Annotated in this window: 16 protein-coding genes; 11 read left to right on the forward strand and 5 right to left on the reverse strand. The window is 74.0% G+C overall.

What is annotated here, in order from left to right; genetic code table 11:
- The first annotated feature begins 30 nt into the window (after positions 1 to 30).
- Positions 31 to 459 carry a hypothetical protein gene (locus ACGFI2_RS13560; protein ID WP_393515501.1) on the forward strand — a complete coding sequence of 143 codons (429 nt, stop codon included), beginning with the start codon at positions 31 to 33 and terminating at the stop codon, positions 457 to 459.
- A 208-nt stretch (positions 460 to 667) separates the two neighbouring features.
- Here the strand turns inward: ACGFI2_RS13560 and ACGFI2_RS13565 are convergent, their stop codons facing one another.
- The 5 genes from ACGFI2_RS13565 to dnaK all read right to left on the reverse strand — a co-directional run bounded on the left by ACGFI2_RS13565 (position 668) and on the right by dnaK (position 5,547).
- Positions 668 to 874 carry a hypothetical protein gene (locus ACGFI2_RS13565; protein WP_393515504.1) on the reverse strand — a complete coding sequence of 69 codons (207 nt, stop codon included), beginning with the start codon at positions 872 to 874 and terminating at the stop codon, positions 668 to 670.
- Between the two features lie 265 nt (positions 875 to 1,139).
- Complete coding sequence (locus tag ACGFI2_RS13570) at positions 1,140 to 1,580, reverse strand: heat shock protein transcriptional repressor HspR (protein ID WP_393515507.1); 441 nt, start codon at positions 1,578 to 1,580, stop codon at positions 1,140 to 1,142.
- A 24-nt stretch (positions 1,581 to 1,604) separates the two neighbouring features.
- A complete protein-coding gene (gene dnaJ, locus ACGFI2_RS13575) occupies positions 1,605 to 2,795 on the reverse strand; it encodes a molecular chaperone DnaJ (RefSeq protein ID WP_393515510.1) in 1,191 nt (396 codons plus the stop codon).
- A gap of 79 nt (positions 2,796 to 2,874) precedes the next feature.
- Positions 2,875 to 3,627: a nucleotide exchange factor GrpE gene (gene grpE / locus ACGFI2_RS13580; protein ID WP_393515513.1), complete on the reverse strand. Its 753-nt coding sequence runs from the start codon at positions 3,625 to 3,627 to the stop codon at positions 2,875 to 2,877.
- Between the two features lie 48 nt (positions 3,628 to 3,675).
- A complete protein-coding gene (dnaK, locus tag ACGFI2_RS13585; protein ID WP_393515516.1) occupies positions 3,676 to 5,547 on the reverse strand; it encodes a molecular chaperone DnaK in 1,872 nt (623 codons plus the stop codon).
- Between the two features lie 211 nt (positions 5,548 to 5,758).
- Here dnaK and ACGFI2_RS13590 point away from each other — a divergent pair, with 211 nt between their 5' ends.
- The 10 genes from ACGFI2_RS13590 to ACGFI2_RS13635 all read left to right on the forward strand — a co-directional run bounded on the left by ACGFI2_RS13590 (position 5,759) and on the right by ACGFI2_RS13635 (position 21,475).
- On the forward strand, positions 5,759 to 7,594 hold the full coding sequence (locus ACGFI2_RS13590) for an ABC transporter (protein WP_393515519.1): 1,836 nt from the start codon (positions 5,759 to 5,761) through the stop codon (positions 7,592 to 7,594).
- Positions 7,595 to 7,708: 114 nt separating this feature from the next.
- Positions 7,709 to 9,388, forward strand: a complete 1,680-nt coding sequence (locus ACGFI2_RS13595; protein ID WP_393515522.1) for a GTPase — start codon at positions 7,709 to 7,711, stop codon at positions 9,386 to 9,388.
- A gap of 53 nt (positions 9,389 to 9,441) precedes the next feature.
- Entirely contained in the window at positions 9,442 to 10,668 is a 1,227-nt protein-coding gene (locus ACGFI2_RS13600) for a hypothetical protein (RefSeq protein WP_393515525.1), read from the forward strand.
- A gap of 578 nt (positions 10,669 to 11,246) precedes the next feature.
- Positions 11,247 to 11,465 carry a hypothetical protein gene (locus tag ACGFI2_RS13605; protein ID WP_393515528.1) on the forward strand — a complete coding sequence of 73 codons (219 nt, stop codon included), beginning with the start codon at positions 11,247 to 11,249 and terminating at the stop codon, positions 11,463 to 11,465.
- Positions 11,466 to 12,076: 611 nt separating this feature from the next.
- Entirely contained in the window at positions 12,077 to 13,255 is a 1,179-nt protein-coding gene (pdhA, locus tag ACGFI2_RS13610; protein ID WP_393515531.1) for a pyruvate dehydrogenase (acetyl-transferring) E1 component subunit alpha, read from the forward strand.
- Positions 13,255 to 14,244 carry an alpha-ketoacid dehydrogenase subunit beta gene (locus ACGFI2_RS13615; RefSeq protein WP_393515533.1) on the forward strand — a complete coding sequence of 330 codons (990 nt, stop codon included), beginning with the start codon at positions 13,255 to 13,257 and terminating at the stop codon, positions 14,242 to 14,244. Before pdhA ends, ACGFI2_RS13615 begins: the two co-directional genes overlap by 1 nt.
- A gap of 5 nt (positions 14,245 to 14,249) precedes the next feature.
- Positions 14,250 to 15,707: a dihydrolipoamide acetyltransferase family protein gene (locus ACGFI2_RS13620; RefSeq protein WP_393515839.1), complete on the forward strand. Its 1,458-nt coding sequence runs from the start codon at positions 14,250 to 14,252 to the stop codon at positions 15,705 to 15,707.
- A 222-nt stretch (positions 15,708 to 15,929) separates the two neighbouring features.
- Positions 15,930 to 16,067, forward strand: a complete 138-nt coding sequence (locus ACGFI2_RS13625; protein WP_013283356.1) for a hypothetical protein — start codon at positions 15,930 to 15,932, stop codon at positions 16,065 to 16,067.
- A gap of 349 nt (positions 16,068 to 16,416) precedes the next feature.
- A complete protein-coding gene (locus ACGFI2_RS13630) occupies positions 16,417 to 19,527 on the forward strand; it encodes a hypothetical protein (RefSeq protein WP_393515536.1) in 3,111 nt (1,036 codons plus the stop codon).
- Between the two features lie 112 nt (positions 19,528 to 19,639).
- The gene (locus tag ACGFI2_RS13635; protein ID WP_393515539.1) at positions 19,640 to 21,475 is read left to right on the forward strand and encodes an NHL domain-containing thioredoxin family protein; all 1,836 of its coding nucleotides are present in this window, start codon (positions 19,640 to 19,642) and stop codon (positions 21,473 to 21,475) included.
- The last annotated feature ends 54 nt before the right edge of the window (positions 21,476 to 21,529 follow it).

A 21,529-nucleotide genomic window follows, 5' to 3' on the forward strand; every position in this document is an offset into this window, starting at 1 on the left:
CCCCCGCCAGCGAATGCGGAAGGTCGGCCGGTGAGCGTGCAGGAAGAGACGTTCCACGGCTTTGCCAATCCGGTCGACCCCTCGCCCGCCGAACTGCGGGCCTGGGCCTACCAGCCGGACTCGGTGCCCCTGACCTCCATGCCGCCGGACTGGGACCTGCTGGTCGCCGGTGACCACCTGGTGCAGACGTTGTTCGACCTGGCCGTGGACCAGAACTGCCCGGCCCGCCGGTTCGCGCTGCACTGCCTCTACATCTACGCCGCCGACGGCATCCGGACGAACTTCCGGGCGCACCCGAAGCGGCGCTTCCGGAAGCTGGTCGAGCACGCCGAGCGGGCCGGCGACGACCTGATGCGCAACTGGGCGCACAACAGCCGGGTCCTGCTCGCCCGCCCCGACCTCTTCGTCTACCGGGACTGGTGCGAGGGCGGCCTGGTTCGCGAGAACCGCCGCCTCTGAGCCGGCCCGATCCCGCCCACCTTGATCCACTCCACGTCGCCGAGGTGGCGGTATCGACACCCGCGCTACCCCACCACCTCGCCGATACGGTGTCGATCAAGACGAACGGGCCGGGACCCCCGCCCGGGCATTCCGCGTCCCGGCCCGCACCACACGGACGTGCGGGCCGGGACCCCCCGTGGGTCCCGGCCCGCACGTCGGCGGATGATCAGGTCGATCCGCCCTGCTTCTTGCGCCGTTCGTCGTCCCTGGCCTGATCCACCCCGTGGTCGGTCTGGTCGGCGAAGCGTCCTTGCTTGACCTTGTCGCTGAAGCGGCCCTCGGTGACCCGGTCGAATCGCTCCTTGACGTTCTCGGCCACCTTTTCCAGGCGTTCCTCGGCCCGTTCCGCCACTGACTTCGCCGGTTCCGCCATGGCTCCCCCCGCCAGCCCGGATTCCGTTTCAGGGCTTTTATCCCTGAGTGAAAGCGTAGTCGACCGCCCCCCACCGCGCCCCACTTTCGCCAACCTCCGGCCGGCACCCACGGGTGGAACACCATGTGTCCCGCAACGGCCCGCAGACACCGATGGCGGTCCACCCACCAGCCGTGCAGCCTCGGAGGCAGCAGGAATGCGAAGGCCGGCACCGCCCCCGAGCAGCGGGGCGTGCCGGCCTTCGGACGAGCGCGAGCAGCGGGCGTCAGCGGTCGGGAGTGCGGCGGGGACGCCAGACGACGAGCGCGGTGGAGGTGCGGTTGGTCGGCACGAGGTCGCCGCGCGGGAAGCCGCCCAGCGACTCCAGCTCGGCGATCCGCCGGTACGCGGCGTCCAGTTCCGCCTCCAGCCGGGCCACCCGCTGCTGCGCCTCCTCCAGCAGCCGCTCCAGCCCGATGATCCGCTTGACTCCGGCCAGGTTGATCCCGTCGTCCTGGCTGAGGCGCTGCACCTCGCGGAGCAGCACCACGTCCCGGACGCTGTACCGCCGGCCGCCGCCGGCCGCCCGGCCGGCCTGCACCAGGCCCAACCGGTCGTACTGGCGCAGCGTCTGGGGGTGCATGCCCGCCATCCGCGCGGCCACCGAGATCATCAAGATCTTGGCCTCGTAGGCCGGGTCACCCGACCCGACGTACTCCTCCGACATGCCCGCTCACCTCCGCTGCCGCCGTCAACTGAATCGACGTACCCGCGCTTCGAGATGTTCCCGCGCGGCGGGCGGGGTCTGCGCCGCGAAGGTCTCCAGCGCCGCCCGCGCCTCGTCCGACACCGTCGCCGGGACCACCACGTCGAGCGTGACCAGCAGGTCGCCGGCGCGGCCGTCCTTGCGTACGACGCCCTTGCCCCGGGCCCGCAGCACCCGTCCGGCGGGAGTACCCGGTGGCACCCGCAGGGTCACGGTGCCGTCCAGGGTCGGAACCCGCAGGTCGGTGCCGAGCACGGCCTCGGCGTACGTGATCGGGACGTTCAGGGTGAGATCGTCCCCGGTGCGCCCGAACAGCTCGTCCGGGCGGACCTTCACGTGCACGAACAGATCTCCGGCCGGGCCGCCCCGCTCGCCGGGCTCGCCCCGACCGGCCAGCCGGATCCGCTGGCCGTCGGCCACCCCGGCCGGGAAGCGCACGTTCAACGTGCGGGTCTTGGTGACCCCGCCGGTGCCGTGGCACTCCGGGCACTTCTCCTCGACGACCGTGCCGACGCCCTGGCAGTTGCGGCACGGCTCGGAGAAGCTGAACGACCCCTGGTTGCGGGTGGTGACCCCGGCGCCGTGGCAGACCGGGCAGGCCACCGGCTGGGTGCCCGGCTTCGCGCCGTTGCCGTGGCAGGTGTCGCACACCCCGGGCGCGCGCAGGGTCAGCGGCAGCGTGACGCCGCGGACCGCGTCGGAGAAGTCGAGGGCCACCTCGGCCTCGACGTTCCGACCCCGGGCCGGGCCACGCGGGCGGGCCGGGCCGCCGGCGCCACCCCCGCCGGAGAAGATCGTGCTGAACAGGTCGGTGAAGCCGCCCCCACCGAACCGGTTGTCGCCACCGCCGCCGCCACCGCCGCCGAACAGGTCGGAGACGTCGAACGGCGCGCCGCCCGGCTGACCCGCGCCCCGGGCGTTGCGCCGGAAGGCGCCCGAGCCGAACAGCGACCGCATCTCGTCGTACTCGCGCCGCTTCTTCTCGTCGCCGAGCACCGCGTACGCCTCGGAGACGGTCTTGAACCGCTCCTCGGCCCCGCTGTCACCGGGGTTGTGGTCCGGGTGCGACTCCCGGGCCAATTTCCGGTACGACTTCTTGATGTCGTCCGAGGAGGCGGACTTGTCCACGCCCAACGCGGCGTAGTAGTCCTTCTCGAGCCAGTCCTTGGAACTCACCGGTCCACCCCCTTCCACGGGTCGAATCCCGGTCGTCCCGCCCGCCCGGCAGGGGCGGGCGGGACGTCACGGGTCGGCACTACTCCGGGTCCGCGACCGCGACCAGGGCCGGCCGCAGCAGGCGCTCGCCGAGCTGGTAGCCCCGGCGCATGACCTGCACGCAGGTCGGCTCGGTCACGTCGGCGGAGGTCTGGTGGGCCACCGCCTCGTGCCGGGTCGGGTCGAACGGGTCGCCCTGCTCGCCGAACGCGGTCAGGCCGAACTTGCCCAGCGCCCCGGTGAGCTGCTCGGCCACGCTGCCGAACGGGCCCACCAGGTCGCCGTGCTCGCGGGCCCGGTCCAGGTCGTCGAGGATCGGCAGCAACGCGGTGAGCACCCCGCCGGTCGCCTGCTCCTGGACCAGGTTGCGGTCACGGTCGACCCGCTTGCGGTAGTTGGCGTACTCCGCCGAGACCCGCTGGAGGTCGCGGGTGCGCTCCTCCAGGTCGGAGCGGAGCGACTCCAGTTCGGCGCCGAGCGGGGCCGTCGTACCGCCGGTTTCCCCGCTCGGCTCGGCGGGCGAGTCGACCACGGGCGGCCCGGAGACCTCGGCCTCGCCGACGATCTCGTCGACCACGACCTCGGTCTCCTCGACCAGCCCTTCGGCGGGCGCGTCGGCGGCGGCGTCGGCCGCCGAGGCGTCGTTCGCCGGCTCCTCGGTCACCTTGCCGAGCTTGCGCTTGTCGCGGATGACGACCCGCGGTTCGTCGCCGGCATCCTTGCCGGCGCCCGCGGAGCCACCCGGCGCCGACCCGGTGGAGCCCGGGTCGGCCGCTCGTGGCTTGTCCGTCATGCGGTTACCTCATCCCTCTGCCGTGCGAGTCGTGTCCGGGACCGAAGGTCACTTCTTGTCCTCGTCCACGATCTCCGCGTCGACCACGTCGTCGGCGCCACCGGCCTGCGGGCCACCGGTCGCCCCGGCGCCCGCGCCGGCCGCACCGGCGCCCGGAGCGCCCTGGGCACCCGGCTCGCCCTCCTGCTGCTGGGCGTAGAGCAGCGAACCGGCCTGCTGGGAGACCTGGGCCAGCTTCTCGTGCGCGGCCTTGATCTTGTCGATGTCCTGCCCGCCGAGGGCGCTGCGCAGCTCGCCGAGCGCCTCGTTGAGCTGGTCACGGTTCTCACTCGGCAGCTTGTCGCCGCTCTCGGCGAGGAACTTCTCGGTCTGCCACTGGAGCGCCTCGGCGACGTTGCGGGTCTCCGCCTCCTCGCGGCGGCGCTTGTCCTCGTCGGCGTGCTCCTCGGCGTCCCGGCGCATGCGCTCGATGTCGTCCTTCGGCAGCGAGGAGCCGCCGGTGATCGTCATCTTCTGCTCCTTGCCGGTGCCCAGGTCCTTGGCGTGCACGTTGACGATGCCGTTGGCGTCGATGTCGAACGTGACCTCGATCTGCGGCACGCCGCGCGGCGCCGGCGGGAGGCCGGTCAGCTCGAAGGTGCCGAGCTTCTTGTTGTAGGCCGCGATCTCGCGCTCGCCCTGGAACACCTGGATCAGCACCGACGGCTGGTTGTCGTCGGCCGTGGTGAAGACCTCGGAGCGCTTGGTCGGGATGGTGGTGTTGCGCTCGATGAGCTTGGTGAAGATGCCGCCCTTGGTCTCGATGCCCAGGCTCAGCGGGGTCACGTCGAGCAGCAGGACGTCCTTGACCTCGCCCTTGAGCACGCCGGCCTGGAGGGCGGCGCCGACGGCGACGACCTCGTCCGGGTTGACGCCCTTGTTCGGGTCGCGGCCGGTGAGCTGGTTGACCAGGTCGGTGACCGCCGGCATCCGGGTCGAGCCGCCGACCAGGATGACGTGGTCGACGTCGGAGACCTTGATCCCGGCGTCCTTGACGGCCTGCTCGAACGGGCCCTTGCAGCGGTCCAGCAGGTCCTGCGTCATACGCTGGAACTCGGCGCGGCTCAGCGTCACGTCGAGGTGCAGCGGGCCGGCCGAGCCGGCGGTGATGTACGGCAGGTTGATGTTGCTGGTGGTGGCCGCGGACAGCTCGATCTTGGCCTTCTCGGCCGCCTCCTTGAGCCGCTGCAGCGCCATCTTGTCCTGCGAGAGGTCGATGCCGTGCTCGCCGCGGAACGTCTTCACCAGGTGGTCGATGACCCGCTGGTCCCAGTCGTCACCGCCGAGCTGGTTGTCACCGCTGGTCGACTTGACCTCGACCACGCCCTCGGCCAGCTCCAGCAGCGACACGTCGAAGGTGCCGCCACCGAGGTCGAAGACCAGGACGGTCTGCTCCTTGGAGCCCTTGTCCAGGCCGTACGCCAGGGCGGCCGCGGTCGGCTCGTTCACGATCCGCAGCACGTTGAAGCCGGCGATCTCACCGGCCTCCTTGGTGGCCTGGCGCTGCCCGTCGTTGAAGTAGGCCGGGACGGTGATGACCGCGTCGGCGATCTGCTCGCCCAGGTACGCCTCGGCGTCCCGCTTGAGCTTCATCAGCGTCCGGGCGGAGATCTCCTGCGGGGTGTACTTCTTGCCGTCGATGTCGACGGTCCAGTTGGTGCCGATCTCCCGCTTGACCGAGCGGATGGTCCGGTCGGGGTTGGTCACCGCCTGGCGCTTGGCGACCTCACCGACGAGCACCTCGCCGTTGCGGGCGAACGCGACGATCGAGGGAGTCGTACGCGAGCCCTCGGCGTTGGCGATGACGGTGGGCTCACCGCCCTCGAGAACGCTGACGCAGGAGTTCGTCGTGCCGAGGTCGATGCCGACCGCACGTGCCATGTTCGCTTCCTCGCTTCGTAACGGTTGAGCAGGTCAGACGACCTGCCCGGCGGGGTCACCCGGAGGCGACCGCACCACAAGTTGAGTGAACTTGACTCAATAGTGCCACGCCCTCGGCAAACCGCAAGTCGAGGTTGAGCCGACTCGGCGCAACCTGACCGTTATTACCGTCCGGTTGTCTTACCTTGCGTCGGTCGGGCACGCTTTAGCGGTGACGACGCATGGCGATCCCGCCACCCGTGCCGGCGCGCCCGCCGTCGCAGCCCGCACCGGAACCACCCACGGCGAGAACCAGCCCGGCGGAGACGCCGCGGGCCTGCCCGCCGCGCTCGCCGGCCTGCGGTCCGCGATCGACACGGCTCGCTTCCCGCTGACGCTGCCCTCGGCCGAGTCGGCCCGGCAGGCCGCCCGCAGCCTCACCGACCAGCTCGACGACTATCTGCTGCCGCGGCTGGCCCGGCTCGACGCCCCGCTGCTCGTGGTGGTCGGCGGCTCGACCGGCGCCGGCAAGTCGACGTTGGTCAACAGCCTGGTCCAGGCGCGGGTCAGCGCGGCCGGCGTGCTCCGCCCGACCACCCGCTCCCCGGTGCTGGTCTGCAACCCCGCCGACGCCGCCTGGTTCCGCCAGGGCGAGCTGCTGCCCGGCCTGACCCGCACCAACGATCCGAGCGAGCACCCCGGCACCCTGCAACTGGTCACCGCGCCGGCGCTGCCGCCCGGCCTGGCCTTCCTCGACGCCCCCGACATCGACTCCGTGGTCGACGCCAACCGGGCGCTCGCCGGGCAACTGCTCGCCGCCGCCGACCTGTGGCTGTTCGTCACCACCGCCGCGCGGTACGCCGACGCGGTCCCCTGGGAGCTGCTGCGCAGCGCCCGGGCCCGGGGCACCGCCGTGGCGATGGTGCTCGACCGGGTCCCGCCCGAGGCGGCCGACGAGATCGCCGCCCACCTGTCGCAGATGCTGGCCAGCCAGGAACTGGGCGCCGCGCCGCTGTTCGTGCTGCCGGAGACGTGGGTGGACGGGCAGGGGCTGCTGCCCGACCGGATGACCGCCCCGCTGAGCGGGTGGTTCGCCCGGCTCGCCGGCGACGCGGAGGCCCGCTCGGCGGTGGTCCGGCAGACCCTCGACGGCGCGCTGGCCGCCCTGCACCCGGTGGTCGAGGCGCTGGCCGACGCCGCCGACGAGCAGGTGGCCGCCGCCGAGGCGCTGGACGAACGGGTCCGGGCCGCCTACCGGGGCGCGGAGCGCACCGTCGACCAGGGGCTCAAGGACGGCCGGCTGCTCCGCGGCGAGGTGCTGGCGCGCTGGCAGGAGTTCGTCGGCACCGGTGAGTTCTTCCGCAGCCTGGAGGCGCGGATCGGGCGGCTGCGCGACCGGGTGGTCGCGGCGGTCACCGGGCGACCCGCGCCCGCTGCGGAGCTGCGTACGGCGATCGAGTCCCAACTGGTCACACTGCTGCGTGGGGTGGCCGCCGAGGCGGCGGAGAACGCGTACACCGGGTGGAAGGCGCATCCGGCCGGCGCGGCGCTGCTCGAACCGGAGCTGGCGCACGCCTCGGCCGACCTGCCCACGCGCGGTGAGCAACTGGTCCGCGACTGGCAGCGTGGGGTGCTGGAGCTGGTCCGCGTCGAGGGCGCCGACAGGCGTTTCGTGGCCCGCACGGCCGCGTACGCGGTGAACGCCACCGGGCTGGCCGTCATGATCGGCGTCTTCGCCTCCACCGCCTTCATCCCGACCGGGCTGGAGGTCGCCGCGGGCACCGGCACCGCGGTCGCCGGCCAGACCGTGCTCCAGGCCATCTTCGGCGACCAGGCGGTGCGGAACCTGTCCCGCAAGGCGCGGGTCGACCTGCTCGACCGGGTCGGCGCGTTGATGGCCGAGGAGGCCGCCCGCTTCCTGGCCCGCACCGAGGCCGCCCGGCCGGCCGCCGACGCCGGCGGGACGCTGCGCCGGGCCGCCGGGACGGTCGAACGGGCCCGGCACCGCAGCGGCCTGTCCGCCGGCGACGCCCCGCTGCCCACCACCGAACAGGACGGTCGCCCGTGAGCGCGAGGAGCGAGCCGGGCTTGCGAGCCCCGCAGTCGCGAACTGAGATGGCACCGTGAGCGCGAGGAGCGAGCCGGGCTTGCGAGCCCCGCAGTCGCGAACTGAGATGGCACCGTGACGAACATCGTGGGGCGGGTGCGCGAGGCGTTCCGGGCCGACCAGCGGGTCGACCCGGACGTCCTGATCGCGCGTCTGGAGGCGGTCCAGCGGTTCCTCCGGGCGGTGGACGGCCAGGTGCCCGACGCCCAGCTGGTGGCCGGGCACACGGTGGTCGAGCGGGCCGGCGACCGGCTCGCCCTCTCCGGCCGCCACACCCTGGTCGCTCTGGCCGGCGCGACCGGCAGCGGCAAGTCGAGCCTGTTCAACGCGCTGGCCCGGATGGACCTCTCCCCGGTCGGTGTGCGTCGGCCGACCACCGGCGTGGCCCATGCCTGCGTGTGGGGTCCGCTCGACGGCGCGGTCCGGCTGCTCGACTGGGTCGGCGTGCTGCCCCGCCACCGGTTCGTCCGGGAGAGCCCGCTGGACGGCGACGACGAGTCCACCCTGCACGGTCTCGTCCTGCTGGATCTGCCCGACTTCGACTCGGTGCAGCACCACCACCGGCTGGAGGTCGACCGGCTGCTCGGCCTGGTCGACCTCGTGGTCTGGGTGGTCGACCCGCAGAAGTACGCCGACCGCGTGATCCACACCAGTTACCTGCGTGAGTTCCACCGGCACAAGGACGTGACCGTGGTGGTGCTCAACCAGGCCGACCGGCTGCACCCGACCGAGCTGCCCACGGTCCTCGACGACCTGCGCCGGCTGCTCGACGCCGACGGGCTGGGCGGGGTGCCGGTGCTGCCCACGGTGGCGGTGGACCCGGCCGGGCTGGCCGGGTTGCGGGCCGAGCTGGAGCGTACGGTCGCCGAGCGGCAGGCCGCCCTGCGCCGGCTCTCCGGCGACGTGGACGCCGTGGTGGCCGATCTCGAACCGCTGGTCGGGCCGGAGCCGCCGCGCACCCGGCCGGGTGACGCCTCGGCCCAGGAGCTCACCCGGGCGCTCGCCGGGGCGGCCGGGGTGCCGACCGTGGCGCAGGCGGTCGAGGGCGCCTACCGGCACCGTGCGGTGAGCAGCACCGGCTGGCCGCTGGTGCGGAGCTGGCGGAAGCTGCGTCCGGATCCACTGCGCCGGCTGCACCTGCCCGGGCGCGACCCGGAGGCACCGGCGGAGAGCCTGATCTCGGCCACCTCCGTACCCGATCCGACCGCCGCGCAGCGTTCCTCGCTGCACCTGGCCATCCGCGCGGTGGCCGACCGCAGCAGCACCGACCTGCCGGCGCCCTGGCCGACCGCGGTGACCGCCGCGGCCCGGTCCCGGCTGACCGACCTGCCGGGCGCGCTGGACCACGCGGTCGCCGCCACCGACCTCGGCATGGACCGGCGGCCCGCCTGGTGGCGGGTGGTCGGCGGGATCCAGTGGCTGGTCACCCTCGCCGCGCTGGGCGGGCTGCTCTGGCTGCTCCTGGGCTATGCGCTTCGCTTCCTCGGCCTGCCGCCGCTGGAGCACCCGAAGCTCGGTGACGTGCCGTGGCCCACCGTGCTGCTGCTGGGTGGCCTGCTGGCCGGGTTGCTGGTCGCGGCGCTGACCCGGCCGGTGATCGGGTGGGCGGCCCGGCGGGCCCGGCGCCGGGCCGAACAACGCCTGCTCACCTCCGTGGGCAGTGTCGGCGAGAAGTACGTGATGGACCCGGTCTGGGCGGTGCTGACGTGCTACGGCGCGGCGCGGGACGCGCTGCGGGAGGCCGAGCGGCGCTGAACCCGGCGCGCTGACCGGTGTGGTGGCCGACGGCGCGGCGTAGGGTCGAGTGCATGGCCACGCCACAGACCCCTTACGACGCGGTGCTGCACGCCGCGCGCGACGTGACCAGGCTCGACTCCGCGCTGGACGCGGAGATGCTCGGCACCGCACTGCTGGGCAGCGTCTACGCCGTCGCCGAGCACGACCGGGAGCAGGCCGTCCGCGAGTTCGTGGCCGGCTTCCTGGCCGCCACGTCCCGCCGGCGCAGCGCCGCCGCGACCACCATCCGCGCCGTCTTCGCCACCCTCGTGCCGGACGCCGTGGGCGCCGCCCGGGTCCGGCCCGGCACACACGCCCCGGCCTGGGCCGGGCAGCTCGGCCGGGTGCGTCTCACCGGCACCTGGGCCTACGGCGACGTGTACGGCGACCAGACCTCCTACCTCGCCACGTTCGCCTACGACGACGAGGAGCAGGGCGGGCCGGAGCACGCCCTGGTGGCCCTCGTCGACCACAACATCGGCATCACCAAGGACGTGTTCGTCGGCGGTCCGGCGGGCCGGATCGTCGAGCAGGCCCGGGAGATCTGCACCGAGGACGAGCTGACCTGGTTCCGCACCGAGGACCCGGCCCGGATGCACGCGGAGGTGAGCCGTCATCTGGCGGTCACCGACGACCTCGGCGAGCTGCCCGCCCAGGGTTCGCTCGCCACCGACCGGGCCCTGGTGGGCGCCCGGCTGGCCGTCCTGCCCGGGGCGGCCCCGTCGGCCGGCCCGACCGACGCGCCGCCGCCCACCGACGAGGAACGGACCCGGCTGGTCCGCGCCTTCCTCGACGCGCCCGAGGCCAACCGGTTCGGCCTGCCCGAGGTGGCCGACGGCGAGCTGGCCTCGCTGCACTTCTGCCTGGGCCTGTTGCTGGACCACGCGGCGAGCTTCCCGGACGCCGACCCGATGCGGTGGAGCCCGATGGTCGCCGAGCTGTTCCTGCTCGACTGGGTGCACCGCCGCGCCGTGCTCGACATGGACGACGCCGCGATGCTGCCCCGGGTGCTGCGCGCCTGGGCGGCGTACGCGGCCCGGCAGCGAGGGCTGTCGCAGCCGGCGGCCGACCGGACGGACGAGGCGATCACCGAGATGGTCCCGGAGTTCGCCCGGCTCTACAGCACCGGTGAGCGACGCAGCCCGGCTACCGCGGCGGTGGCGCAGCTGATGGCGGACGGCGTGGACCCGGACGACCCGGAGGCGCTGAACGCCTGGATCGAGGCGAACCGGCACCGCCTCACCGACGACCCCGCCTGACGTCGACCGCGGTCCCGGCCCGGCGGGGTGGGGTGGGGCCGTCACACGGATTGATCAACACCAGCGCGGCGAGGTGGCGGTATCCGGGCGAGTTGATCGCGCCACCTCGGCGTAACGGTGTGGATCATCGACCGGGCACACGGTGGGCGGAGCGGCTCGGTGCCACCGTCTGAGCGGGCGACCCTGTTGCGGTCGGCACCGGGTCCGGCTCGCCAGTCGGCGACGGTCCGGAGGTAGGCCCGGACGTAGGCTCCGGCGGAGTGCCGGAAGGGTCCGGCGTGGTCGACGGATCAGACGGGTCCGGCGTCGTCGAGGGGTCGGAAGGGTCCGGTGTGGCCGAGGTCGTGGTCGGCTCCGGCGTCGGGCTCGGGCCGGGAGGGGTCGTGGGGGAGGGTGACGGCGACGGCGACGGGGACGGACGTGGTGGCGGGACCGGCGTGGATCGGGTGGGTACGGGCACGGGCGGGGGCAGCGGCGGGGGCGCCGGCACGACGGACGGCCGGGACCGGCGGCCGGAACCCAGGTCGCTGTCGTCGGGCAGGGACGGGGCGGCCGGGAGCACCGGTCGCGGAGGCTCGGTGATTGGGGTGCCGACCACCGGCGTGGGTGCGAGGAGTGCCGGGCCCTGGGTGGTCTGGGGCAACGGGATGACCACCGGCCCGACCGAGGGGGTCGGGATGAACCGGGCGCCGGCGTCGGGCAGGGCGCTGTTCCCGACGGAGGCCGAGCCGGTGCTGATCGCGGCGAGGATCGGCATGGACGCGGTGCCGGCGAGCAGCGCCACGGTCAGCAGGTAGCCGCGGCTCGGGCCGCCGGCGCCGGGAGCGCGGTGCGCGCCGACCACCCGCCGGTAGCCGGCGGCGGACATCGCCCGGTGCCGGCCGAGGAAGGGAGCACCGGGAGGACCCTCTGGCTCGGACACCGGCACACTCCTCGTACGCGTCGACGGGACGGACGAGCACGCGCAGATATTCGGACAAATGCCGCGCGACGGCTCTCCGTCAGCTTGACCCAGTGACGCTCAGTTCACCAGCCGCCACCGCGTGTCGACACACAATTTGTCCGACGGCCCGCTGCGACCTATCCGACAAAGGCATCTATGCGTCGCGGAACCGATGAAACCTCACCGGCAGGGGAGGCCATACTGTGGGCCCGCTCACCTCCTCTGCAATCATTCAGGCACGACGGCAACGCAGCCGCCACCTCCGCGCACCCTGCGGCTGGTGCGGAACGGCGCCGACGCTCCCGGGCCTGGGTCCCCCGACGGACCCCGGCTCACGCCGCGCGGCAACCCTCACCGGGGCTATGGCGCGGCCGCCAGGGACCGACCCGGCACCTGCCGGGCGGGCGCACGACGTGCGCGGCTCGGGTCACCCCCGGCGCGGCGCAGACAGACAGGGAGAGACGGATGGCAAAGGGCGACCCCGGGGGCGCCACCCGCAGCAAGCGGGCCGCACCCCGTACCAGGCGCGCCGCCGCGACCGGCGAACCGGAACTCGTACAGCTGCTCACCGCGGAGGGCGAGCGGATCGAAACCGCACTCGGTCCGGACGGGACCGAGTACCGCGTCGACTTCACCGACGACGAGTACCGCGGGCTCTACCGGGACCTCGTCCTGGTCCGCAAGCTCGACGCCGAGGCGACCGCCCTGCAACGCCAGGGCGAGCTGGGCCTGTGGGCCAGCCTGCTGGGCCAGGAAGCCGCGCAGGTGGGCTCCGGCCGGGCGCTGCGCGCGCAGGACATGGCCTTCCCGACCTACCGGGAGCACGGCGTCCTCTACTGCCGCGGCATCGACCCGATCATGCCGCTCGGCCTGTTCCGCGGCGTCGACCAGGGCGGGTGGGATCCGAACGAGTTCAAGTTCAACATGTACACGATCGTGATCGGGGCGCAGACCCTGCACGCGACCGGGTACGCCATGGGCGTCGCGATGGACGGCAGGACCGGCGGCGAGGACGGCGAGGCGGTGATCGCCTACTTCGGTGACGGCGCCACCAGCCAGGGCGACGTCAACGAGTCGTTCGTCTGGGCCAGCGTGTTCAACGCCCCGCTGGTCTTCTTCTGCCAGAACAACCAGTACGCCATCTCGGAGCCGCTGGAGCGGCAGACCCGCGTCCCGCTCTACCGGCGCGCCGGCGGCTTCGGCTTCCCCGGCGTCCGGGTGGACGGCAACGACGTGCTCGCCTCGTACGCGGTGACCCGGCACGCGCTGGACACCGCGCGCAATGGGCAGGGCCCGTCGCTGATCGAGGCGTACACCTACCGGATGGGCGCGCACACCACCTCCGACGACCCGACGCGTTACCGGATCGCCAGCGAGGTCGAGGCCTGGCAGGCCAAGGACCCGATCGCCCGGATGAAGGCGTTCCTGACCAAGCAGAAGATCGCCGACGAGTCGTTCTTCGCCGAGGTCGACGAGCAGGCCCGTACCGAGTCGGTGCACCTGCGCGAGCGGGTTCTCAACATGCCCGACCCGCAGCCGGTCAGCATGTTCGACCACGTCTACCCGCACGGTTCCGCGGAACTGGACGAGCAGCGGGCCCGGTTCTCGCAGTACATGGAGTCGTTCGAGGGGAGCGCCCACTGATGGCCACGGAGACGCTCACCCTCGGCAAGGCGCTCAACACCGGCCTGCGGCGGGCCCTGGAGAACGACCCGAAGGTCGTCATCATGGGCGAGGACGTCGGCAAGCTCGGCGGCGTGTTCCGCATCACCGACGGCCTGCAGAAGGACTTCGGCGACCAGCGGGTGATCGACACCCCGCTGGCCGAGTCCGGCATCATCGGCACCGCGGTCGGCCTCGCCATCCGCGGCTTCCGGCCGGTCTGCGAGATCCAGTTCGACGGGTTCGTCTACCCGGCGTACGACCAGATCGTGTCGCAGGTGGCGAAGATGCACTACCGCTCGCAGGGCAAGGTGCGGATCCCGATGGTCATCCGGATCCCCTACGGCGGCGGCATCGGCGCGGTCGAGCACCACTCGGAGTCGCCCGAGGCATACTTCGCGCACACCGCCGGCCTGAAGGTCGTGACCTGCGCGAACCCGCAGGACGCCTACGTGATGATCCAGCAGGCGATCGCCTCGGACGACCCGATCGTGTTCCTGGAGCCGAAGCGGCGCTACTGGGAGAAGGGTCCGGTCGACCTGGACGCCCCGCTCGCGGACGCGTACCCGCTGCACAGCGCCCGGGTCGTGCGGCCGGGCGCGGACGCCACCGTGCTGGCGTACGGCCCGATGGTGCGCACCGCGCTGGACGCGGCCACCGCCGCCGCCGAGGACGGCCGTGAGCTGGAGGTCATCGACCTGCGTACGCTCTCGCCGCTGGACCTGAGCGCCGCGTACGAGTCGGTGCGGCGCACCGGCCGCTGCGTGGTCGTGCACGAGGCCCCGGGCAACCTCGGCCTCGGCTCGGAGATCGCGGCCCGGATCACCGAGGAGTGCTTCTACTCCCTGGAGTCCCCGGTGCTGCGGGTGACCGGCTTCGACATCCCCTACCCGGCCTCCCGGGTGGAGGAGGAGTACCTGCCCGACCTCGACCGGGTGCTCGACGCCGTCGACCGCACCTTCGGCTGGTGAGCGACATGTCACGGGTCAAGGAGTTCAACCTGCCCGACCTGGGCGAGGGCCTGACCGAGGGCGAGATCCTCGCCTGGTTGGTCAAGGTGGGCGACGACATCGAGCTGAACCAGCCGATCGTCGAGGTGGAGACCGCCAAGGCGGCGGTCGAGATCCCGGCGAAGTGGGCCGGCCGGGTGCAGGCGATCTTCCACCCGGAGGGCACCACGGTCGAGGTGGGCAGCCCGATCATCGCGATCGACACCGACCCGAACGCCGGGCCGCTGGAGCAGTCCACGACCGGTGCGCCGGCCGAGGCGCTGCCGACCCCGTCGGCCGCGTCGCTGGCCGCGGTGGAGATCGCGCCGGCCGAGGGCATGGTCGAGCCGGGCCTGATCGGTGGCGCCGCCCCGGGTGGGCGTACCGCCGTCCTGGTCGGCTACGGCCCGCGCAACGCGCCGGCCAAGCGCCGGCCGCGCAAGGGTGACGTACCGGCGCAGGCGGTCACGCCGGCTCCGGTCGCGCCGGCTCCGGTGGCCCCGGCGCCGGTGACGCCCGCGCCGGCGGTGAACGGCAACGGCCGGGTCGGCGGTCCGGTGCTGGCCAAGCCGCCGGTCCGCAAGCTCGCCAAGGACCTCGGGGTCGACCTGGCCACGCTGACCGGTTCCGGTCCGCTGGGTTCGATCACCCGCGAGGACGTACAGCGGGCGGCGAGCGGGACCCCGGCGGCGGCCGAGCCGCTGACGGTCGCGGCCCCGGCCGCGTCGGCCGCGAGCTTCGGCGCGGACCGCGAGCAGCGCATCCCGGTCAAGGGGGTACGCAAGCTGACAGCCGAGAACATGGCCCGTTCGGCGTTCACCGCCCCGCACGTGACGGAGTTCCTGACCGTCGACGTGACCCGGGCGATGAAGGCGCTGGACCGGCTCCGCGACCGGCGCGAGTGGCGGGACGTGCGGGTCTCGCCGCTGCTGCTGGTCGCCAAGGCGGTGCTGCTGGCGGCCAAGCGCCACCCGATGGTCAACTCGACCTGGGCCGGCGACGAGATCGTGGTCAAGGAGTACGTCAACCTGGGCATCGCGGCGGCCACCGAGCGCGGCCTGATCGTGCCGAACATCAAGGACGCCGGCCGGCTCACGCTGCGCGAGCTGGCGGACGCGATGACCGGCCTGGTGCAGACCGCGAAGTCGGGGAAGACCTCCCCGGCGGACATGTCCGGCGGCACGCTCACCATCACCAACGTCGGCGTCTTCGGCGTGGACACCGGCACGCCGATCCTGCCTCCGGGCGAGTCGGCGATCCTGGCCTTCGGCGCGGTACGCGAGCAGCCGTGGGTGCACAAGGGGAAGGTGAAGCCGCGCCTGGTCACCACGCTCGGCCTCTCCTTCGACCACCGGATCGTCGACGGTGAGCTGGGCTCGAAGTTCCTGCGCGACGTGGGGGACTTCCTGGCCGACCCGGAGGCGGCGCTGCTCGCCTGGACCTGACGTACCACCGCTCCGGCGACGGCCGGTGTGCCACGGGTGAACGCCCGGCACACCGGCCGTTGCCGTTAGGGAGCTAAATCGTCGGCCCGAAGGGGCATTGGACCTACGATCCTTAGGCACGTGGCTCAGCTCACCTTCTAATCGATGGCAATCGGCCGCGCGATGCGCTTAAATAGAGACATCAAGGGCTGACAACCGAATAGCCAGGAGGAGAGACCCGAGATGAGCATGATCGAGCGAATCCGCACCCGCCGCGACGCCAACCGCCGGGCCCGTGCCATCGAGCACGCCCTGCGTTCCGCCAACTCGCCCGCGGTCCGCGAAGAGCTTCTCGCCATCGCCCAGCGTCACATGAGCTGACGCCACCGACCTTCCTCACCTCCTCCAGTTCGAAGACCCGTCCGGCACGCCGGGCGGGTCTTCGACGTTCCGCGTCGTTCGGCACCGGGATTCCACCTCGCCGCACCGCCCGGTACGGTTGGCACGGTCGCCAACCGGCTGCCTCCGGACCGACGCGGGAAAGCGAAACTCATCGACGTCGACCGGTGACTTTCGGTGATGGCCAAGGCTCCCCCGAGCGCCCCCGGGCGACCACCGGATAACGTGCGGGGAGCCCGTGCACGGCCGGTACCCGCCGGCGACGCCGGCAGCCATGCCGACGGTCCCCGACCGGCATCGGCGGCCGACCTGTGATGGAGGAGGCGCACCCATGACGTCCGAGGCTCCGCACCGCCCCGGCCAGGAGCCGGGCGAGGTGTCGCCGGGCACCGGCGGACCGGTGCCGTACGGCGATCAGCCGGCGCAGCAGGACAACGGGTACAACGGCACGCCCGACCTCGGCTGGGCCCCGCCCCCGCCGGCCGGTCGGCCCGCCCCGCCGGCCCCGGCCTGGGCCGCGGCGGACGACCAGCCACCCGCCTGGGCCCCGCCCGCGGGTCAGCAGGTCACCGGCCGGGCCAGCGCCCAGGTGCCTCCGCCCGCCGACCCCGGTGGGCGCGGCCAGCAGCCCGCCTGGGGCGCCCCCGAGCAGGGCGCACCCGCCTGGGCCAACCCCGGCCATGGCGCGCCCGCGTGGGCCGCCGCCGAGCAGGCCGACCCGGACCGGGCAACCGGACCGACGCCGCCGTCCTGGGCCGCCGCACCGCTGAACAGTCCCCCCGAGCCCGCACCGCCGGCCTGGGCCGGCGAGCAGAACCGCCCCGCCTGGGGCGGCGGCCAGGCCGGCGAGCAACCCGCCTGGGCGCAGCCCGGTGAGGCAGGCGCACACGGCACCGGTTACGTGCCCGCGCCGGCCACCGTGCCGAACGAGACCTGGGTCACCCCCGCCGGCCCGGACGACTCCCACCGGTCCGGCGGCGCCACTCCCGCCGCGCAGCACGGCGACGACGCGGGCCACTCCGGCGGCTGGGCCGTCGGCGCCGGCGCGCCGCCGGACGCCCCCCACCGCTCCGGCGGCTGGACCCCACGCGACGAGCAACCCGACGACCCCCACCGCTCCGGCGGCTGGACCCCACGCGAATCCCAGCCGGCGTGGGCCCCGCCCGGCCAGCAGAGCGGCGCCACCTGGCCGCCGGCCGAGCCGACCGCCCGGGCCGCCGCCAAGGTCTCCGTGCCCGGTGCCGTCCGCCCGGACCAGGCATGGTCCACTCCGGAGCAGTCCGACCAGGACGGTCGACCCGAGGACGACCCGCAGCGCTCCGGCGGCTGGAACCCGGCCGGCGGGCAGCAGCACGACGACCCGGCCCGCTCCGGTGGCTGGCCCGCCCCGCAGGCCGAGAACCGGGCCGGCGGCTGGGACGAGTCCACCCGGGACGACGACCCCGACCGTTCCGGCGGTTGGTCGGCCGGCGGACGCGCCGCCGGTTCGGTCGAGGCGCCGCAGGCGAACGCCTGGGGCGAACCGGAGCAGCCCCGAGCCACCGGCTGGAGCGGCGCCGCGGCGCCGCCGCAACGCCAGGGCGACGAGCAGGCCGACGGTTGGAGCGGTGCCGCGGTGCCGCCGCAACGCCAGGGCGACGAGCAGGCCGGCGGCTGGAACAGCGCGGCAGCCGGGCCGCCGCAGCAGGAGCCCGAGCGGCCGGCGGACGAGCCGGCGCAGACCGGCTGGGGCGGCGCCGAGACGCCGGCCCGGGCGAGCGCGTCCGTGCCGACTCCCGACGCGCCGTCCGGCTGGGGCGCCAACCCCGACGAGCGGGCACCCGAGCGTCCGGCGGTGCCGGACGCCGAGCCCTGGTCCCCCGCCGAGGCGTGGGGCCGAACCGACGAGGCCGAGTCGGTGCCCTCGCGCGGCTGGCAGCCGGCCGACGACGCTCCGGCCTACCAACCCGCGCCCGCGCCGGGCTTCGCCCCCGGCAACGCGGTGCCGCTGCCCGCGCAGGGCCAGCGTGTGCCGGGCGCCGCCCTGGCCTCCTCGCCGCCCGCCGACCACCCGGCCGCCGGCCAGTTCGGACCGGCCGAGCGTGAACCCCAGGCGTACGAGCCGGAGCACGGTGACGCCGGCTGGGGCACCTCCCGGTCCGGCCACGAGGAGCCGCAGTCGCCGGCCGGCCCGGTCGTTCCCGGCCCGCGTACGTCGCCCGAGGCAGGCTCCGCCGGCGCGGTCTCGGCCAGCGCGTCGGTGCCGGTGGCCAGCCGGGTCACGCCGCCGTCCGACCAGCCGGCGCACCCGACCGGCACCTCGGCGCCGCAGCCCCGGGTGTACGGCCGGCCGGCCCGGCCGGAGCCCGATGAGGCGGACGGCCCCGACGACGCGTACGACCACCCGGGCCAGGACGGTCCGGTGGCCTTCGGTGGACCGCAGTCCCGGCCCGACGACGTGCACGGCTTCGCCGGGCCCCAGTCCCGGTCGGACGACGCACACGGCTACCCCGGGTCGCAGTCCCGACCCGACGACGCACACGGCTACCCCGGTCAGGACGGCCCGCCTGCCTTCGGTGGGCCGTCGTCGCGGTCGGACGACCCGCACCGCTACCCCGGCCAGGACGGTCCGGGTGTCTTCGGTGGGCCGCAGTCGCGCCCGGACGACGACGAACCGCGCGGATACGCCGAGCCGTCGTCGCCGGCCGGCCCGTCGGCGTTCCCGGTCGGCGTGCCCTCCTTCGTCGAACCGCCCGGCAACAACCGACCGGCCAACGGGGTGCACCCGCACGACGGCGAGCAGTCCGGAGGGCCGCGCGACCCGTTCGGCGCGCCGGGCGGCCAGCAGAATCCGTTCGGTGGCCCCGACGGTCACCAGGACGCGTTCCACGGGCGGCCCGGCCCCTTCGGTGGCCCCGGCGGCCAGCCGGACCCGTACGGTCCGCCGGCCGGTGGACGCGCCTCGGTCGCCGTGCCCGGTCAGGGCCCGGCGGGTGCGCCGGGGGGCTTCCCGCCCGCGTTCCCGCCGCCGCCGCAGCAGGCGCCGCCGGCCTGGTCGCCCGACGGGCAGTCCGGCGAGTCGGACCAGGGCCGTTTCGACGCGTTCAAGCCGGACGCCGAGCCGCAGGCCGAGGCGCCCGCGCCGAAGGTGCGCAACGGCCGGGTGCTGGCCGCCGTGCTGGTCGCGGCCGTGCTCATCCTCGCCGTACCGCTCGGCCTGCTGACGCTGCTCGGCAAGATCAACGGTGCCGACAAGCCGGCGGGCTTCGACCCGGCGGTCGGCTCGTGCATCAAGCAGTCCGGTTCGACCGCCGTGGCCACGAACTGCGGCGAGCAGGGCGCGTTCACCGTGGTGTCGAAGGTGGACAACAAGGACAAGTGCGCCGACCTGTCCCAGCCCACGGTCGTCCTCCAGGGCGGCGGCACCAACCGGGTGCTCTGCCTGAAGCCGGCCGGCCAGTAACGCCCCCGCGAAGCGCCCGTCCCCGGTGGGGCGGGCGCTTCGCGCTGCGGTGTGCGGCTCTTCACCCGGCGGTCTCCGAGCTGCCGGACGGGGGGTGCGGCACGATGGGGGGATGAGCGCACGAGTACGGGCACCCGAGCTGCGGGGTCGTGGCTGGCTGAACACCGGCGGCAGGGCCGTCACGCTGGCCGACCTGCGCGGCAAGATCGTTCTGCTGGATTTTTGGACCTTCTGCTGCATCAACTGCCTGCACGTGCTCGACGAGCTGCGCCCGCTCGAGGAGAAGTACGGCGACGTGCTGGTGGTCATCGGCGTGCACTCGCCGAAGTTCGAGCACGAGAAGGACCCGGACGCGCTGGCCGCGGCCGTCGAGCGGTACGGCGTGCACCATCCGGTGCTCGACGACCCCGAGATGGACATGTGGCAGCAGTACGCGGCGAAGGCGTGGCCGACGCTCTCGGTGGTCGACCCGGAGGGGTACGTCGTCGCCACCATGGCCGGCGAGGGGCACGCCGAAGGGCTGGCCCGACTGGTCGACGACCTGATCGCCACGCACGAGGCGAAGGGCACCCTGCACCGGGGCGAGGGCCCGTACGTGCCGCCGGCCGAGCCGGAGACGGCGCTGCGCTTCCCCGGCAAGGCCGTCGCGCTCGACCACGGCAACCTACTGGTCTCCGACTCGGCCCGGCACTCCCTGGTCGAGCTGGCCCCGGACGGGGAGACGGTGGTCCGCCGGATCGGTGCGGGCGGGCGTGGCCGGACGGACGGCCCGGCGACCGGGGCCACCTTCGCCGAGCCGCAGGGCCTCTGCCTGCTGCCTCCGCACGTGGCCGAGGTGGCCGGCTACCACGTCGTCGTCGCGGACACGGTCAATCACCTGCTGCGCGGCGTACGGCTGGAGTCCGGCGAGGTGGTCACCGTCGCCGGCACCGGGCGGCAGTGGCGCTCGACGGTCGACGACCACGCGCACGACGCACGCGCGGTCGACCTCTCCTCCCCCTGGGACGTGGCCTGGTACGACGACCGGGTGGTCGTGGCGATGGCCGGCATCCACCAGCTCTGGTGGTTCGACCCGATCAAGCGGACCGCCGGCATGTACGCCGGCACCACGGTCGAGGCGCTGCGTGACGGTCCGCTGCCGGACGTCTGGATGGCCCAGCCGTCCGGGCTGTCGGTCTCGGCCGACGGTTCCCGGCTCTGGGTGGCCGACAGCGAGACCAGCGCGATCCGCTGGGTCGCCGACGGCGAGATGCACACCGCCGTCGGTCAGGGCCTCTTCGACTTCGGCCACGTCGACGGCCCGGCCGACCAGGCGTTGCTCCAGCACCCGCTGGGCGTGTGCGCGCTGCCCGACGGTTCGGTGCTGATCGCGGACACGTACAACGGCGCGGTTCGCCGCTTCGACCCGGAGACCGGCCAGGTCGGCACCGTGGCCGACGGGCTGGCCGAGCCGAGCGACCTGGTGGTCACCGCCGAGGGTGAGGTGCTGGTGGTCGAGTCGGCCGCGCACCGGTTGACCCGGCTGGCGCCCGGCGCGCTGAGCGCGGCCGGCGCGAGCACCGTGGCGGGGCCGAGGCACCGGCTGGAGCGCAGGCCCACCGACGTGACGGCCGGCGAGCTGACGCTCGACGTGATCTTCACGCCGGCTCCGGGGCAGAAGCTGGACGAGACGTACGGGCCGTCGACCCGCCTGGTGGTCTCGGCGTCCCCGCCGGAGCTGCTGGTGGAGGGCGCGGGCACGACCACCGACCTGTCCCGCCGGCTGGTGGTCAGCGGTGACGTGGCGCAGGGGGTGCTGCAGGTGACCGCCCAGGCGGCGACCTGCGACGCCGACGTGGAGCACGCCGCCTGCCACCTGACCCGCCAGGACTGGGGCGTGCCGGTCCGGGTGGTCACCGGCGGCGCCACCCGCCTCCCCCTGGTGCTGCGCGGCCTCGACGAGGCGTGAGCTGACGAGTGTTGAGCGGGCCCCCTCCTATGCGGAATGCGTCAAGAGGGGGCC

It is taken from the genome of Micromonospora sp. NPDC049282, assembly GCF_043197045.1.
Lineage (GTDB): Bacteria > Actinomycetota > Actinomycetes > Mycobacteriales > Micromonosporaceae > Micromonospora.

Excerpts from the sequence above, each read along its gene's own strand:
- pdhA (WP_393515531.1), top strand. The coding sequence starts at position 12,077 with ATGGCAAAGGGCGACCCCGGGGGCGCCACCCGCAGCAAGCGGGCCGCA.
- ACGFI2_RS13615 (WP_393515533.1), top strand. The coding sequence starts at position 13,255 with ATGGCCACGGAGACGCTCACCCTCGGCAAGGCGCTCAACACCGGCCTG.
- ACGFI2_RS13570 (WP_393515507.1), bottom strand. The coding sequence starts at position 1,580 with ATGTCGGAGGAGTACGTCGGGTCGGGTGACCCGGCCTACGAGGCCAAG.
- ACGFI2_RS13635 (WP_393515539.1), top strand. The coding sequence starts at position 19,640 with ATGAGCGCACGAGTACGGGCACCCGAGCTGCGGGGTCGTGGCTGGCTG.
- dnaK (WP_393515516.1), bottom strand. The coding sequence starts at position 5,547 with ATGGCACGTGCGGTCGGCATCGACCTCGGCACGACGAACTCCTGCGTC.
- ACGFI2_RS13565 (WP_393515504.1), bottom strand. The coding sequence starts at position 874 with ATGGCGGAACCGGCGAAGTCAGTGGCGGAACGGGCCGAGGAACGCCTG.
- ACGFI2_RS13625 (WP_013283356.1), top strand. The coding sequence starts at position 15,930 with ATGAGCATGATCGAGCGAATCCGCACCCGCCGCGACGCCAACCGCCGG.
- grpE (WP_393515513.1), bottom strand. The coding sequence starts at position 3,627 with ATGACGGACAAGCCACGAGCGGCCGACCCGGGCTCCACCGGGTCGGCG.
- ACGFI2_RS13620 (WP_393515839.1), top strand. The coding sequence starts at position 14,250 with ATGTCACGGGTCAAGGAGTTCAACCTGCCCGACCTGGGCGAGGGCCTG.
- ACGFI2_RS13600 (WP_393515525.1), top strand. The coding sequence starts at position 9,442 with ATGGCCACGCCACAGACCCCTTACGACGCGGTGCTGCACGCCGCGCGC.
- ACGFI2_RS13630 (WP_393515536.1), top strand. The coding sequence starts at position 16,417 with ATGACGTCCGAGGCTCCGCACCGCCCCGGCCAGGAGCCGGGCGAGGTG.